The organism is Rhodospirillales bacterium, assembly GCA_016699855.1.
GTDB lineage: Bacteria > Pseudomonadota > Alphaproteobacteria > Reyranellales > Reyranellaceae.
This window is the reverse complement of the sequence record CP064988.1, coordinates 4580397-4594042: the sequence shown is the minus strand read 5'-3', so window position 1 is coordinate 4594042 and position 13646 is coordinate 4580397. Positions and strand designations below refer to the sequence as shown.

General features: G+C 67.9%; 11 protein-coding genes. 9 read left to right on the top strand and 2 right to left on the bottom strand.

The genetic code is table 11. The features are described 5' to 3' along the window. Positions 1 to 26 precede the first annotated feature (26 nt). From hemB to IPK81_21700, 3 genes are read left to right on the top strand one after another with little or no spacing between them, the layout of a single operon-like run. Positions 27 to 1037 carry a porphobilinogen synthase gene (hemB, locus tag IPK81_21710; GenBank protein ID QQS12101.1) on the top strand — a complete coding sequence of 337 codons (1011 nt, stop codon included), beginning with the start codon at positions 27 to 29 and terminating at the stop codon, positions 1035 to 1037. 20 nt (positions 1038 to 1057) lie between these two features. Then, the gene (locus IPK81_21705; protein QQS12100.1) at positions 1058 to 1555 is read left to right on the top strand and encodes an NUDIX domain-containing protein; all 498 of its coding nucleotides are present in this window, start codon (positions 1058 to 1060) and stop codon (positions 1553 to 1555) included. A 1-nt stretch (position 1556) separates the two neighbouring features. Further along, on the top strand, positions 1557 to 2051 hold the full coding sequence (locus tag IPK81_21700; protein QQS12099.1) for an NUDIX domain-containing protein: 495 nt from the start codon (positions 1557 to 1559) through the stop codon (positions 2049 to 2051). Between the two features lie 392 nt (positions 2052 to 2443). On the opposite strand, the gene IPK81_21695 is transcribed toward IPK81_21700, so the two are convergent. Then, positions 2444 to 3709 carry an ATP phosphoribosyltransferase regulatory subunit gene (locus tag IPK81_21695; protein QQS12098.1) on the bottom strand — a complete coding sequence of 422 codons (1266 nt, stop codon included), beginning with the start codon at positions 3707 to 3709 and terminating at the stop codon, positions 2444 to 2446. A 242-nt stretch (positions 3710 to 3951) separates the two neighbouring features. On the opposite strand from IPK81_21695, the gene IPK81_21690 reads away from it, so the two are divergent. From IPK81_21690 to IPK81_21665, 6 genes are all read left to right on the top strand, one after another. Then, positions 3952 to 8487 carry an RHS repeat protein gene (locus IPK81_21690; protein QQS12097.1) on the top strand — a complete coding sequence of 1512 codons (4536 nt, stop codon included), beginning with the start codon at positions 3952 to 3954 and terminating at the stop codon, positions 8485 to 8487. A 14-nt stretch (positions 8488 to 8501) separates the two neighbouring features. Next, entirely contained in the window at positions 8502 to 8858 is a 357-nt protein-coding gene (locus IPK81_21685; protein QQS12096.1) for a hypothetical protein, read from the top strand. An 11-nt stretch (positions 8859 to 8869) separates the two neighbouring features. Then, positions 8870 to 9181, top strand: a complete 312-nt coding sequence (locus tag IPK81_21680; protein QQS12095.1) for a hypothetical protein — start codon at positions 8870 to 8872, stop codon at positions 9179 to 9181. 1241 nt (positions 9182 to 10422) lie between these two features. Next, positions 10423 to 10989 carry a hypothetical protein gene (locus IPK81_21675; protein QQS12094.1) on the top strand — a complete coding sequence of 189 codons (567 nt, stop codon included), beginning with the start codon at positions 10423 to 10425 and terminating at the stop codon, positions 10987 to 10989. Between the two features lie 438 nt (positions 10990 to 11427). Further along, complete coding sequence (locus IPK81_21670; GenBank protein QQS15212.1) at positions 11428 to 12252, top strand: ATP-binding cassette domain-containing protein; 825 nt, start codon at positions 11428 to 11430, stop codon at positions 12250 to 12252. Beyond that, positions 12245 to 12751, top strand: coding sequence for a hypothetical protein (locus tag IPK81_21665; protein QQS12093.1), 507 nt, complete (start codon positions 12245 to 12247; stop codon positions 12749 to 12751). Before IPK81_21670 ends, IPK81_21665 begins: the two co-directional genes overlap by 8 nt. A 447-nt stretch (positions 12752 to 13198) precedes the next feature. Here the strand turns inward: IPK81_21665 and IPK81_21660 are convergent, their stop codons facing one another. Next, positions 13199 to 13555, bottom strand: a complete 357-nt coding sequence (locus IPK81_21660; GenBank protein QQS12092.1) for a hypothetical protein — start codon at positions 13553 to 13555, stop codon at positions 13199 to 13201. Positions 13556 to 13646: the final 91 nt, after the last annotated feature.

Below are 13646 nucleotides of genomic sequence, written 5' to 3'. Positions count from 1 at the left end.
CCGCCGGCGGCCCCCCGGAGAGCTCCATGTCGCAGCGCCACACCACCCTCGGTTCGTTCCCGACCACGCGCATGCGGCGCAACCGGCGCGCCGACTGGTCGCGCCGGCTGGTGGCCGAGACCAAGCTGACGGTCGACGACCTGATCTGGCCGGTGTTCGTGCAGGAGGGCGTCAACGCGCGCTCCGCCGTCGCCTCGATGCCCGGCGTCGACCGCCTCAGCGTCGACCTGTTCGTCGACGCCGTGCGCATGGCGCGCGATCTGGGCATCCCCGCCGTCGCAATCTTCCCCGAGGTCGATCCCGCCGCCAAGACGCCGGACGCGCGCGAGGCGCACAACCCCGACAACCTCGTATGCAGGGCGATCCGCGCCGCCAAGAAGGCCGTGCCCGACATCGGCATCGTCTGCGACGTGGCGCTCGATCCGTTCAACAGCGACGGCCACGACGGCATCGTGCGCGACGGGATCATCCTCAACGACGAGTCGGTCGAGGTCATGATCAAGCAGGCGCTGGTCCAGAGCGAGGCCGGCTGCGACGTGCAGGCGCCGTCGGACATGATGGACGGCCGCATCGGCGCCTTTCGCAAGGCGATGGACAAGGCCGGCTTCGCGCACGTGCAGATCATGTCCTACGCCGCCAAGTACGCGTCGGCGTTCTACAACCCGTTCCGCGACGCCATCGGCAGCTCGGGCGCGCTCAAGGGCGACAAGAAGACCTACCAGATGGACCCCGCCAACACCGACGAGGCGCTGCGCGAGGTCGGCATGGACATCGCCGAGGGCGCCGACATGGTGATGGTCAAGCCCGGCCTGCCCTATCTCGACATCGTGCGCCGGGTGAAGGACGCCTTCGGCGTGCCGACCTACGCCTACCAGGTGAGCGGCGAGTACGCGATGCTGCGCGGCGCCGCCGACCGCGGCTGGCTGGTCTGGGACAAGGTGCTGATGGAGACGCTGTCGTCGTTCAAGCGCGCCGGCTGCGACGGCATCCTGACCTACGGCGCCGTCGACGCCGCGCGGCTGCTGCGCGGCAGGTAGCGGCGCGCTGGACCGCCGCCATGCGCGTGCGCGACGCCGCCCGGTTGATCGTCGTCGATTCGCGCGACCGCGCCCTGCTGTTCCGCTACGCCGGCGGCGACGTGGTCGATCCGTCGCTGCCGCTGCCCTACGCGTTCTGGACGACGCCCGGCGGCGGGCTGGAGCCCGGCGAGACGCACGAGCGCGCCGCCATCCGCGAGGCGCGCGAGGAGCTCGGGCTCGATCTCGCGCCCGCCGATATCGGCCCGTGGATCTGGACGCGCGAGCGGCGGTTGATGCGCGACGGCGCGCCGATCCTGTCGCGCGCGCGCTATTTCCCGCTGCGGGTCGACGCGCTGGAGCCCGACCTGTCGCTGATGGACGAGGCCGAGCGCCGCATCTTCGGCGGCTTCCGCTGGTGGAGCCTCGACGAGATCGCGGCCTCGGACGAGCGCTTCATCCCGTTCGAGCTGGCGCGGCTGCTGCCGGCGGTGCTGCGCGGCGAGCATCCGCCGGCGCCGATCTTCCTCGACCGCTGACATGCGGACGATCCGCTCCGCCCGCGCGCTGCTGATCGATCCCGCCGACCGCGTGCTGCTGGTGAAGCTGGCGGGCAAGCGCATCCGGCTCGACGGCGGCGGCGCGGCGCGACCCGGCTTCTGGGTCACCCCCGGCGGTTCGCTGCATGACGGCGAGAGCTTCGAGGACGCCTTGCGGCGCGAGATCCGCGAGGAGACGGGGTTGATCCTCGGCGAAATCGGCCGGCACGTCTGGACCGGCGAGCGCGCGATCGAGCGCGACGGCGAGACGATCGACACGGTGGCCCATGTCTTCGCGCTGCGCGTGCCGGCCTTCGACGCCGCCCCGACCGCGCTCGACGAGTCGGAGCGCGACAGCTTCCGCGGCCTGCGCTGGTGGTCGGTCGACGAGATCGCCGCCTCGCGCGACACCTTCGTGCCGCGCGGCCTCGCCGGTCTGCTGCGTGCCCTGCTGACGGCGCCCTGGCCCGACACCCCGCTGCGCATCGCCGCCTAGATCGAGAAAGTGATACCGGGCCGGCATTTCCTCCCTCTCCGCCCGCTTGCGGGGGGAGAGGGAAGGGGCCCGCGCGGAGCGCGGGTACGCTGTATCGGCGAAGCGCCGATACAGCGGCGGTGAGGTGGGTAGCGATGGCGTCATCGGCGCTTTGATGTCGGCGTACTGGACTTGTCCAATCGACATCGCCACCGATCCCGCGACCACCTCACCCTCCCATGCTTCGCATGGGCCCCGCCCTCTCCCCCGCTGCGCGGCGGAGAGGGAAAAGGCGGCGCGATCCGAGACGTGTGGATGTGCTAGCGCGGACGCGGGAGAAGGTGGCGCGGAGCGCCGGATGAGGGGTGTGCGCCGCGGTCGCTCCGCGGGACAGCAGGCCGTGTCCGCCGCCGTCAGACCGCGACGGCCTTGCCGTCGAGCAGCGCGAAGGCGCAGCCGAGACGGCGGGCCTCGGCGCCGATGTCATCGACGGTGGCGAGGCCGCGGACCGTCAGAAATCCGTCGCGCTGCCAGCGCGCGAGATCGGCCCAGGGCGCGCCGGCCGGCACGTAGAGCCGCCGTCCCGGCAGCTCGACGCGCGCCGCGCCCAGCAGGGTGTCGAGATAGAGCGTGAAGCCGGTCGCCGGCTCGACGGCCGTGGCCGCGGCCGACCCCGCCGCCGCCGCGATCGGCACCACCGAGGGATCGGGCTCGCGCCCCTCGTCCTCGGGATAGCCCGCGAGGTAGCGCCCGCCCCGGCCCAGCTCGCCGCGCGTGTCGAGCGCGTAGAAGGTGAAGCTGACGCCGGTCTGGTACTCGAGCCCGCGGTACTCCACCGGATCGATCGTCAGCCGCGGCTCGTCGGTCGCCGCCCGCACCAGGCGCACGACCTCCGCCAGCCGGTCGGCCTCGGCCCGCGCGTCGGCCGGCAGACGCAACGCCGCCAGCGCCGCCAGCCCCGCATCGGCCGGCCCGACCGAGCGCAGCAGACCCGTGAACAGGCCGGCGGCGTCGCCCGAATCCGCCAGCACGCGGCGCACCGCGTCCTCGTCCTTGCCCTCCAGCGCGCGGCGCAGGCGCGCGACGACCGGCGCCGGCAGCGCCAGCGCGCGGCAGGTCGCGGTCACCAGCGTCGGCAGGTTGAGATCGACCGAGAGCTTCTCGACCCCGGCGGCGCGCAGCGCCTCGACCGCCAGCAGCACGGTCTCGGCGTCGGCCTCGGCCGAGTCCGGCCCGATCAGCTCGGCGCCGACCTGAGCGAACTGCCGCTCGGGCCGCAGCTGCGTGCCCCGCACGCGGATGACGTTGCCGGAATAGGACAACCGCAGCGGCCTGGGCGCGTCCTTCAGGCGGGTCACGGCGATGCGCGCGACCTGCACGGTCATGTCCGGCCGCACGCCCATCATGCGCTGCGACACCGGGTCCATCAGCCGGAACGTGTCCTTGGCCAGCGCCGCGCCCGGTCCGCCCAGCAGCGACTCCTCGAACTCGACCAGCGGCGGCTTGACGCGCTGGTAGCCGTGCGCCGCCAGGCGCGACAGCGCCAGCTCCATCACGCGCGCCTCCAGCGCCGCCTCGGGCGGCAGCATGTCGCCGAGGCCTGCCGGCAGGAGGCCGCGGGGCGGGATTGGAACGAGGTCATCGGGAATCCGTCGGTTGCGCGGGCGTTGGTAGCGCATTCGCCCCGCACCGGGAAAGCGCCTTCGCGGCGCCGCCGTCACCGGCCATCGCCTCGGCGTGATCCCGTGGAGCTACTCCATTCTATCCGCATGCGCGTGCAGCCTGTCTATTGTTGACAATCATAGGGTGTGGTGCTGCGATCCTCTCGCTCCAAGGATGTCCGCCATCGACGGAGTTGACGATGCGATGGATCGCGCGTGCCGTGTCCGTGTGGTCGTGGCCTCTCGCCGCGGCTCTCGCAATGTGGTCGCCCTCGCCGTCTTCGGCGCGCTGGACGGGCTACACGTACCAGCCGGGCTGCTGGCAGGCGCCCGGCGCGGCGCTGCACTGGCAGGGGCACTGCCCGACGGTGCAGCTCGCCTGCCAGGGCTACGCCGCCTTCTGGACCGGCACGCTGCTCAGCTACTACCGGGCCTCTCCGACCAGCCGGAACTGGATCTGCGAGATCGAGGATATCGCCGGCGGCGTGCCGATCATACGCCTCGAGCCGACCGCACCGTCCTGCGATCCCGGCCAGACGACCAGCGGCGACTCCCCCAGCGGCTGCACGTCGGGCGCGCTGCCGAACGTGGTCGCGGCGGCGCCGCCGAACTCCTGCCAGGCGCCGGGCTCGACGGTCGGCGGCACCCGGGGGCCGGGCGGCCCCGGCGGGTCCAGCCGCCCTCCCGTTCCCGCGTCGCCCGACGGCGCCATGGCCGCCTCCAGCGCAAACGGCGTCGGGGTCGGACCGGCCACCACGCCGAATCCGATCGACGTGCGCACCGGCAACAAGTTCCTCGTCGCCACCGACTTCGCGACGGTCGGCGACAACCCCCTCGTCTTCACCCGGTTCTACAACTCCCTGCTCGGGCAGGTGGCGGCCACCGACCGGCTGGCGCGCCCCGAGAGCAGCCTCGGCAGCGGCTGGACCTCGACCTACGACCGCGCCGTGGTGTTCTACAGCGACACGCGCATGGAGCTGCGGCGGCCCAACGGCGCCATCGCCGAGTTCTGGCGCGGCTCCACGGCCAACCCCGTCCTGGCGCCGTTCGACGACACCTTCGGCGGCCTGCTGACGCCGCTGGGCGGCGGCGGATACACCTATGTCGACGCCGAGGGCACGACCGAGGCGTTCGACGCGGGCGGGCGGCTGACCTCGATCACCACCCGCGAAGGCTACGTCCAGACCCTGGCCTACGACGCCGGCACCGGCCGCCTGACGACGGTCACCGACAACCAGGGCCGTGCGCTCGCGTTCACCTACGACGCCGCCGGCAAGCTCGAGACCATGACCGGCCCCGACGGCCGCGTCACGCGCTACGCCTACGAGAGCTACCCCTTCTTCACCGCGACGCGCTGGCGGCTGGTCAAGGTCATCCATCCCGACGCCACCCCCGGCGATCCGGACGACAACCCGCGCGTCGAATACAAACACGAGGACGCCGCCTTCCCGCAGGCCATCACCGGCATCGTCGACGAGAAGGGCGTGCGGATCGCGACCTACGCCTACGAGGCGCTGGGCCGCGCCACGCTGTCGGAGGGAGCCGACGGCCAGGAGCGCTACCTCGTCGGCTACGGCGCGTGGACCGGCTCGGGCAACTACACCGCCACCATGGTCAACCCGCTGGGCCGGCAGACCGTCTACACCATCCAGCCCGCCAATAGCACCACCAGCCCGCCGCGCATCGTCCGGATCGACGGCCACGCCACCGCCAACTGCGCCGCCGGCGCGGCGACCTTCACGTGGAGCGGCGCCTGGGCGACCGGCACGATCGACGAGGAGGGCACCCAGAACACCTACGGCGCGGTGGTCAAGGCCTACGGCCGCTCCCTCAACGCCTTCCGCGAGAGCGCCAACGTCGCGGCCACGGACCGCACCGTCACCTACACCTACAACGCCGCCTTCCTCGCGCCGGACCGCATCGAGGCCACGGGGCGTTGGACCGACTTCACCTACACGGTGGGCCGCACGACGCAGGTGAAGTGGACGGACAAGCAGACGCAGTCCATCCCCTACTCGACCACCAACCGCACGCGCATCTGGGACTACACCTACACCGCCACCGGACTCGTGCAGACCGTGAACGGTCCACGGATCGACGTCGTCGATCTGACGACCTACGCCTACGACTCCGCGGGCCATCTGGCGTCGGTCACCAACGCCTTGGGGCAGGTGACAACGGTCAACGCCGTGGACGGGCGCGGCATGCCGCTGACCGTCACCGATCCCAACGGGGTGGTCACGACCCTGGCGTACGACGCGCGCGGCCGGTTGACGTCCATGACCGCCGCCAGCGGCACGGCGGCGGCGGCCACCACGACCATCGCGTGGGACGCCGCCAGCCTCGTGACGCGGATCACCCGGCCGGACGGCTCCTATCTCGACTTCGGCTACGACGACGCCCAGCGCCCGGTCAGCGTGACCGACAACACCGGCCAGCGGATCGAGTACACGCTCGACCGCATGGGCGGCGCCACCGCGACGGTGGTGAAGGAGTCCGGCGGCACGGTGCGGCGCCAGATGACGGCGGCGTTCGACGAGCTGGGCCGGCTGATGCGGTCGATCGGCGCCGCCGGCCAGACCACCGCCTACGCCTACGACCGGCTGTCGCGGAACACCGGCGAGGTCGATCCGCTCTCCCGGACCACCACCAGCACCTTCGACGCGCTGGGCCGGTTGAGCCGCGTCGCCGATCCGGCCGGCGGCCAGACCCGCCTGACCTACGACAAGCGCGACAACCCCCTGACCATCACCGACTCGCGCGGTCTGGTCACCACCAACGTCTTCGACGGCTTCGACAACCTCATCCAGACGACCTCGCCGGACACCGGCGTCACGGTCAACCACTACGACGAGGCCGGCAACCTCACGCGCGCCATCGATGCGCGGGGCGTGTCGACCTGGTTCACATACGACGCCCTGAACCGGGTCACGTCCCGCCGCTACGCCGCGCCGCCGGGCACGACGGCGGACGACGTGACGTTCACCTACGACGATCCCACGGCGGGGAACTTCGGGATCGGGCGGCTGACGGGGATCGTCGATCCGGCCGGCACCTCGGCCTTCGCCTACGACGCGCGCGGCAACCTCGTCCGCCACACGCGCGTCCAAGGCGGGCTGACGCTGGTCACGTCCTACACCTACGACCTCTCCGACCGCGTCGCGTCGGTGACGTATCCCTCCGGCCGCGTCGTCGAACACACCCGCGACGCGCTGGGCCAGATCACGCAGGCCGTCACCCGGCAGACCGCGGGCGGCACGCCCACGACGCTGGCCAGCGCCGGCACATACAGGCCGTTCGGGCCGCTCACGGGACTGACCCTCGGCAACGGCCTCACCCTCAGCGCGGCGTACGACCTAGACTACCGGCTGACCAATCTGACGGTCGGCCCCGGCGTCGGCGCCAGCGTGCTCAACTTGACCTACGCCTACGACGCCGTCGACAACGTCCTCACCCTGAGCGACGCGGTCACCCCCGCGCGCGACCAGACGCTGGGCTACGACGCGCTCGACCGGCTGACCTCCGCGACGGGCCAGTACGGCAGCCTGCTCTACGCCTACGACATCGTCGGCAACCGCAGTTCCAGCTCGATCGGCGGCGTCGCTTCGACCTACACCTACCCCGCGACGTCGAACCGCCTCACGTCCATCGCCGGCGGCGTCACCCGCAGCTTCACCTACAGCGCCTCGGGCAACGCGCTGACCGACGTGCGGGCGGGCGGCACCTGGACGCTGGGCTATGGACCGGACGACCGGCTCAGGACCGTGACGCAGGCCGGGGCCACGCTCGCGACCTACGCGCACGACGGGCTGGGCCAGCGCGCGCGGCGGACCGCCGGCGCCATCGACCGCCACTACGTCTACGACCAGGAGGGCATGCTGCTGGCGGAGATCGACGTCTCCGGCGCGACGTTCCGCGAGCATATCGCGATGGACGGCATGCCCTTGGCCGTCGTCGTCACGACAGCGGGCACGCCCGCCATCTTCTGGGTCCACGCCGACCGGCTGGGCACGGCGCAGAAGATGACCGACGCCACCGGCGCCGTCGTCTGGGACCTGCACACCGCGCCGTTCGGCGAACTCGCGACGCTGACCGCGACCGCTCCGGCGTCCAACGACAACCGCTTCCCCGGCCAGATCGCCGACCCGGAGACCGGCTACAGCTACAACCTGTTCCGCGACTACGATCCACGCATCGGGCGGTACGTACAGTCCGATCCCATCGGGCTGCTTGGCGGGATGAACACGTACGCGTATGTCGGCGGGAATCCTCTCTCATATATCGATCCCACGGGGGAACATATCGCACTCGTCGTGGTCGCACGCGTGGCACTTCCGATGATACGCAATGCACTATTGGGTGCGTCGATTGGCGGCGGCTTCAGTATCCTATCCCAGTACAATCGAACTGGCCGTGGTTGCGCGGACATCAACTGGGCCGATGTTAGGAGAGATGCAGCGTGGGGAGCCGCGTTGAGTTTCGCAGTTGCGAAGCCACTACCACCCACGCTCCGACAATCCGGTCCTCGACCGCCGAAAAACTTTGTCAAGCCGACAAATCCCCCCGCTACTCCTGAGATTCCATCGGGTTGGGTGTCCGCGCCCACCTCAAATGGGCGCGGAACGGTGTGGCGAGCGCCGGGAACAACGGGAAGTGCCAACACGATACGGATCATGCGCCCAAACGAAAGCTACCCAACAGGATATTGGGTGCGTACAAATGGCCGAGGGCAACCGACAAACCCTGCGACTGGCGGCACCGGCGCTAGATGGGAAACGCATATTCCACTTCCTTAGCGAAGGATAGATCAATGTACGGCCTCGACGCCTCGGTTGATTTGAGTTTTCTCGTTGGACGAAAAGTAGAAGGCGTACTCATAGGTACGCATTCAACCGTCGTACATTTTGATGAAAAGTGCGAAATTAGCATTGTAAGCGAAATGGAATTTGGCGCAACAGGCGCATGTATCGCAATGCCCGAAGGCATGCCGGCAATACGTGGGCAGCTCGCAAAAATTGTCGGACAAAAAGTCGAGTCCGTACAAAATAGAGGTGGAGGAAACATAATACTAACGTTTTCGAACGCATTTCAACTTATGTTACACGATCATGAAACAATGTATGAATCCTATATCATATCGTCAGCGACGCAAACCATCGTTGTCTAGGGTCGGCACTCATGGCGGTGGCGGATCAAGGTGGGCTGCCTCGGGAAATACCTGAAGACGTTGCGCTACGAGTGCAACTGGCGCTACGTGAGATTGCGAAGCCGCTCCTTGCGGCTGTCCACGTCGAGCGGCAGGATGAAGGGCGCTATTTGTGGTCAAAGATCGAAGTAACACACTACGGAGCCGAACGCGCTGAGATGCAGCTGCTGTTTGACCAGGCCGTTGACGTGCTCAGAACAGCACTGCCGCCGATCGAGGGTCGTGAGCGTTGGGGTCTCGCGGTTCATCTGAGGGGCGAACCGATTGATGGTGCGTTTGGATAGGATTTGCTCTCTATCTGCGCGAGTTGACCAATGCTGTCGGCCAGCAGATATCGCCTATGGCCTCACAGATCATTGCTGGGTTCGAACTGACATGATAGCGGCCGGCATGGGAGCGAACCCGAATATCAGGCCCGGTCAGGAATATGAAGGATATGGCATGAGAGTGCAGGTCAATGACCATTCAAAAGACACGCCTACGCACTGCACAAAAATGCACAATGTCAACGAACAATGCGTCAACGCCCAACTCAAGATTGGTAGGCCGATAGGTCGATTCCTTCCGCCGTTCAATCAATGCCAATCCTTCGCCTATTCGGTAGTAAATAGATGTAGAACTGGACCTCAAATCCCGCCGAGTCGATAGCCATGCGGCCGCCGATATCTTGGCGCCTAGTGCTGCTTGCCGTAGCCATACTCATAGCTGCGCTTCTCGCTGCGGGACAGGCGATCACTTTCGCTTGGCTTTCCTCGTTTCCGGAGCGCGCTTCGCGTTTTGCGGCATATGAAATAAATTTCTGGTGTTACGGGACCGCATCGGTTGTGCTCATCGGCGCGGAAATCGCGCTGCTTTGGCATATTTTCAAGCGGAGAAATAAGGATACGTGAGTGCGGGGTCATTTCGAGCTCCCGGAAGCGTTCGAGGCATTGGGGATGAGCATTCCGACCAGGCCGTTTAGATAGAGAAAAGGCGACCAGTACAATGGACGAAATATCAGAAGACGTTGAGCTAGGAGTGCAATTGGCGCTGCGTGAGATTGCAAAGCCACTCCTTGCAGCTGTCCACGTCGAGCGGCAGGATGAAGGGCGCTATTTGGGTGACGGGGTCAGGCCTGCAAAACGGCAAATTCGATGGCCGGCAACACCGTTCCGCGAGCCGCCCGCGTACGGTGTCCAAACCCGAAAGCCTACGTTTTTCATCGTCCGATTTGGGAATTTCGCCCTGAAAGCGCTGTTTTGCATATTGTGTACAAAATACAATATACAAACGCCAATTCCGCCCGCCGCGGGACGCGCCGGAATCGATCCGATGCCGTTGGAACGGGCGTCACGAATCGCCCCGCCGCGATTCGCGCGACGCCGGAATCGACGCTCCCGCGAATGTCCCTCTCCGTCCCGGCTCGTCAGGTCTTGTCGATGCGCCGGCCGTCCACGTCGAGGCCCCGACGCGCCCGCCGCCGACCCGCGATATCGCGGGCCCGGCCGCGGCGCCTTCGCGGCGCCGGCGTGCTAGGAGGACGGCCATGTCGACGCTCCCCCGCGCGCTCGCCGTCCTCGCGATCGCCCTGCTCCCGCCCGGACCGGCGGCCGCGCAGACCACGATGACCATGCCGGCCCCGGCCGCGCCGGCCGAGGAGCCGGCGGAGAAGCGCGAGCGGCTGGTGTTCGCGCTCGACGATCCCAACTGGGACGTGGCGTTGCAGCAGGTCGGCGAGAACCGCACGCTGACGGAGTGGATGCCGGACGGACAGTCGGCCAAGGCGTGGCGCGAGAAGCTCACCTACCAGACGCTGGAGGGCCTGCCGAAACTGGCCTCGCTCGACGGCTTCCTCGAGCAGATCATCGAGGGCGTGAAGAAGACCTGCCCCACCGCCCGCCTGACCTTCCTGCGCCGCTCCGCGACCGACGCGCTCTACGAGCTGGTGGTCAAAGGCTGCGCCACCCAGCCCGACCAGAACGAGCTGGTGCGCGTGGTCCACGGCCGCGACGCCACCCACACGCTGCACTACGCCGTGCGCGGCGTCATCGAGCCGGCCCGCCGCAACCGCTGGCGGTCGTTGCTTGAGCAGGCGCGCATCGTGCGGGAGTAGACGCGGCGGTGCGGGCGGCGGAGTCGTGACGTAAACGGGTCGGGTACGTGAGGGGGTCAGGCCTGCAAAACTGCATTTTTCGGCGCGAGGCGGGCGGCAACGTTTGCCGTTTCGCAGGCCTGACCCCAAAGCGTCCGACGCGCTGTTTGAAGCGTGGAGCCACCGACAGCGATACCGTCATCCCGAGCGCAGCGAGGGATCTTTCCGCCGCCCCAAGATCCCTCACGGCGTTCGGGCTGACGGACGAGCCACACCCGCGCCTTGCGACCGCGTCGCCGGCCCGATAGCGTCGCCTCAGCCACCGCCGCTCCGGAGGCCGCCCTGTCCCGGTCGTCCGCTCCCGCCCTCCCGGCAACGTCATCCGCGCATCACCGCGCCGCCCCCGGCCACGCGGTGATCGACGGCGAGCTGACGGTGGGCCAGTTCATCGCCTTCACGATGTTCGCCAACCACGTGATCCAGCCGATCCTGCGGCTGAGCCAGATGTGGCAGGACTTCCAGCAGGTCCGCATCTCCGTCAACCGGCTGGGCGACATCCTCAACACCCCCACCGAGCCGACCTACAAAGCCGGCCGGGTCGTGCTGCCGCCGATCCGCGGCGACATCGAGTTCGACGCCGTCACGTTCCGCTACCGGTCCGACGGCCCGGAGGTCCTGCGGCGCCTGTCGCTGAAGATCCCCGCCGGACAGGTGATCGGGATCACCGGCGCCTCGGGCTCGGGCAAGAGCACCCTGGCGAAGCTGGTGCAGCGGCTCTACGTGCCGGAGTCGGGCCGGGTGCTCGTGGACGGGGTCGACCTGGCGCTGATCGACCCGGCCTGGCTGCGGCGGCAGGTCGGCGTGGTGCCGCAGGAGTCGGTGCTGTTCAACCGCTCCGTCCGGGACAACATCGCGCTGGCCGACCGCACGGTGTCGATGGACCGGATCGTCAAGGCCGCGACCATGGCGGGCGCGCACGACTTCATCCTCCAGATGCCGGAGGGCTACGACACTCAGATCGAGGAGCGGGGAATGAACCTCTCCGGCGGCCAGCGGCAGCGCATCGCGATCGCGCGGGCGCTGCTGATGGACCCCCGCATCCTGATCTTCGACGAGGCGACCAGCGCGCTGGACGCGGAGACGGAGGCGATCGTGCAGGACAACATGGCGGAGATCGTGAGGGGACGGACTGTGATCGTCATCGCGCACCGGGAGTCGGCCTTGCGCATCTGTACGCGGCGATTCGTCATCGCACGTGACGGAGAGGTAAACCACCATGACTGACATGCCGGAAAGAAGACGGGCTTCAACAAATGGCAGAGAATCTCACTCTCTTTTCCGCGCGCTTCGCATTGACTATATCGCTGTTCTTTTGCTCGCCATATTGCTACCGGGATGCTTCACGCCACCATGCGACCCGAATCCGCGAGCGCTGAATTTTCTTATGTATCATCAATATTCTAGTCACAACACGCCGCGCGGAATCGCGGATCGTAGATTGCGACTAAAGAACGATCTGGAGGAGAGTATTCGCTCAGACGGCATCGAGTCGACCATTACTTATCTTGAAAGCGTTGTTGGCCTTCGGTGCGACAGATCTGCCAACGGCATGAAGGGATATCACTGCCACGGAACGCATTACGCCCGCCACTACTTCATGTGGGGGGAATGTAAAGACGGCGGTCGTCTTATCGCGGACATCCGAATAGTGGAGATCTCTCAAGGATCAACAAGGCCGGCAAAATATGAAGTCAGCGGAGGGGTTGTTTCAGAAGACCGTTAGTCCGTTTGACTGGGGGTAGAGATGGTCGATACCGCAGGGCAACGATGGTTTAGATCCGTCGATCGGCTTCAGCCCATCGATTATAAGCCGACCACAACCACCAAGTCCTGGTCGATTGGCGTCGGGTACTCGCGGTTGATTCTTGGCCATGCGCACCTATTCTACTATCTGCGCGACCCCGATGGTCGCGTGGTCGCGGAGCTTCACGGCGTACCGTTTGGGCGGTACGAGGAGAACGCAAGATTAAGCGGACGTGATGTAGCCAAGTTGAGAGGAGTAGAAACATGTGACGGGGTCAGGCCTGCAATCCTGCAAATTCCATAACCACTCAACGGCGCAAAATGCCGTTCCGCGGGCCCGAGCCCGCCACGCCGGGCGCGGCGTCATCAGGCCGGCGCGCCGGAACCGCTGGCGGTCGTCGCTGGCGCAGGCCGGGATCGCGCCGGACTAGACGGTGGTCGGCACGGACGCGCCGTCGCCCGCGGGCCGCCCCGGCAGCGCGCGCTCGGCCAGCCTTCCGGCGGCGACGTAGCCGACCAGACCGCCGATCCCGGCGCCGATCGCGCCGGTCACCAGCGCGCCGGGGCCGGTCTTGAGGCCGGCGACGATCCCGATCTTGCAGCCCGCCTTCATGCCGGCGACGCCCGCGGCCCAGCCGCCGGCCTGGCCCGCGCCCTCGACCATCAGCGGCCGGAACGAGCGCCGGCGCACGCTGACCACGCCGGCCTGCGCGACCTCGTAGACCGTCCAGACGACGCCCAGGGTCTGGGCCACGCCGATCGCCTTGCACACCGACAGCGCCACGGAATCCTCCCGATGGGCACGTTTCCCGTAGGGACATCTGGCCCGCCGGAGGCCAACGTCAAGCCCCCCGGCTCGGTGCGACGCACCGCGC

Coding starts and splice junctions, on each gene's coding strand:
- hemB (QQS12101.1), top strand. CDS start 27: ATGTCGCAGCGCCACACCACCCTCGGTTCGTTCCCGACCACGCGCATG.
- IPK81_21705 (QQS12100.1), top strand. CDS start 1,058: ATGCGCGTGCGCGACGCCGCCCGGTTGATCGTCGTCGATTCGCGCGAC.
- IPK81_21700 (QQS12099.1), top strand. CDS start 1,557: ATGCGGACGATCCGCTCCGCCCGCGCGCTGCTGATCGATCCCGCCGAC.
- IPK81_21695 (QQS12098.1), bottom strand. CDS start 3,709: ATGCGCTACCAACGCCCGCGCAACCGACGGATTCCCGATGACCTCGTT.
- IPK81_21690 (QQS12097.1), top strand. CDS start 3,952: ATGTGGTCGCCCTCGCCGTCTTCGGCGCGCTGGACGGGCTACACGTAC.
- IPK81_21685 (QQS12096.1), top strand. CDS start 8,502: ATGTACGGCCTCGACGCCTCGGTTGATTTGAGTTTTCTCGTTGGACGA.
- IPK81_21680 (QQS12095.1), top strand. CDS start 8,870: ATGGCGGTGGCGGATCAAGGTGGGCTGCCTCGGGAAATACCTGAAGAC.
- IPK81_21675 (QQS12094.1), top strand. CDS start 10,423: ATGTCGACGCTCCCCCGCGCGCTCGCCGTCCTCGCGATCGCCCTGCTC.
- IPK81_21670 (QQS15212.1), top strand. CDS start 11,428: ATGTTCGCCAACCACGTGATCCAGCCGATCCTGCGGCTGAGCCAGATG.
- IPK81_21665 (QQS12093.1), top strand. CDS start 12,245: ATGACTGACATGCCGGAAAGAAGACGGGCTTCAACAAATGGCAGAGAA.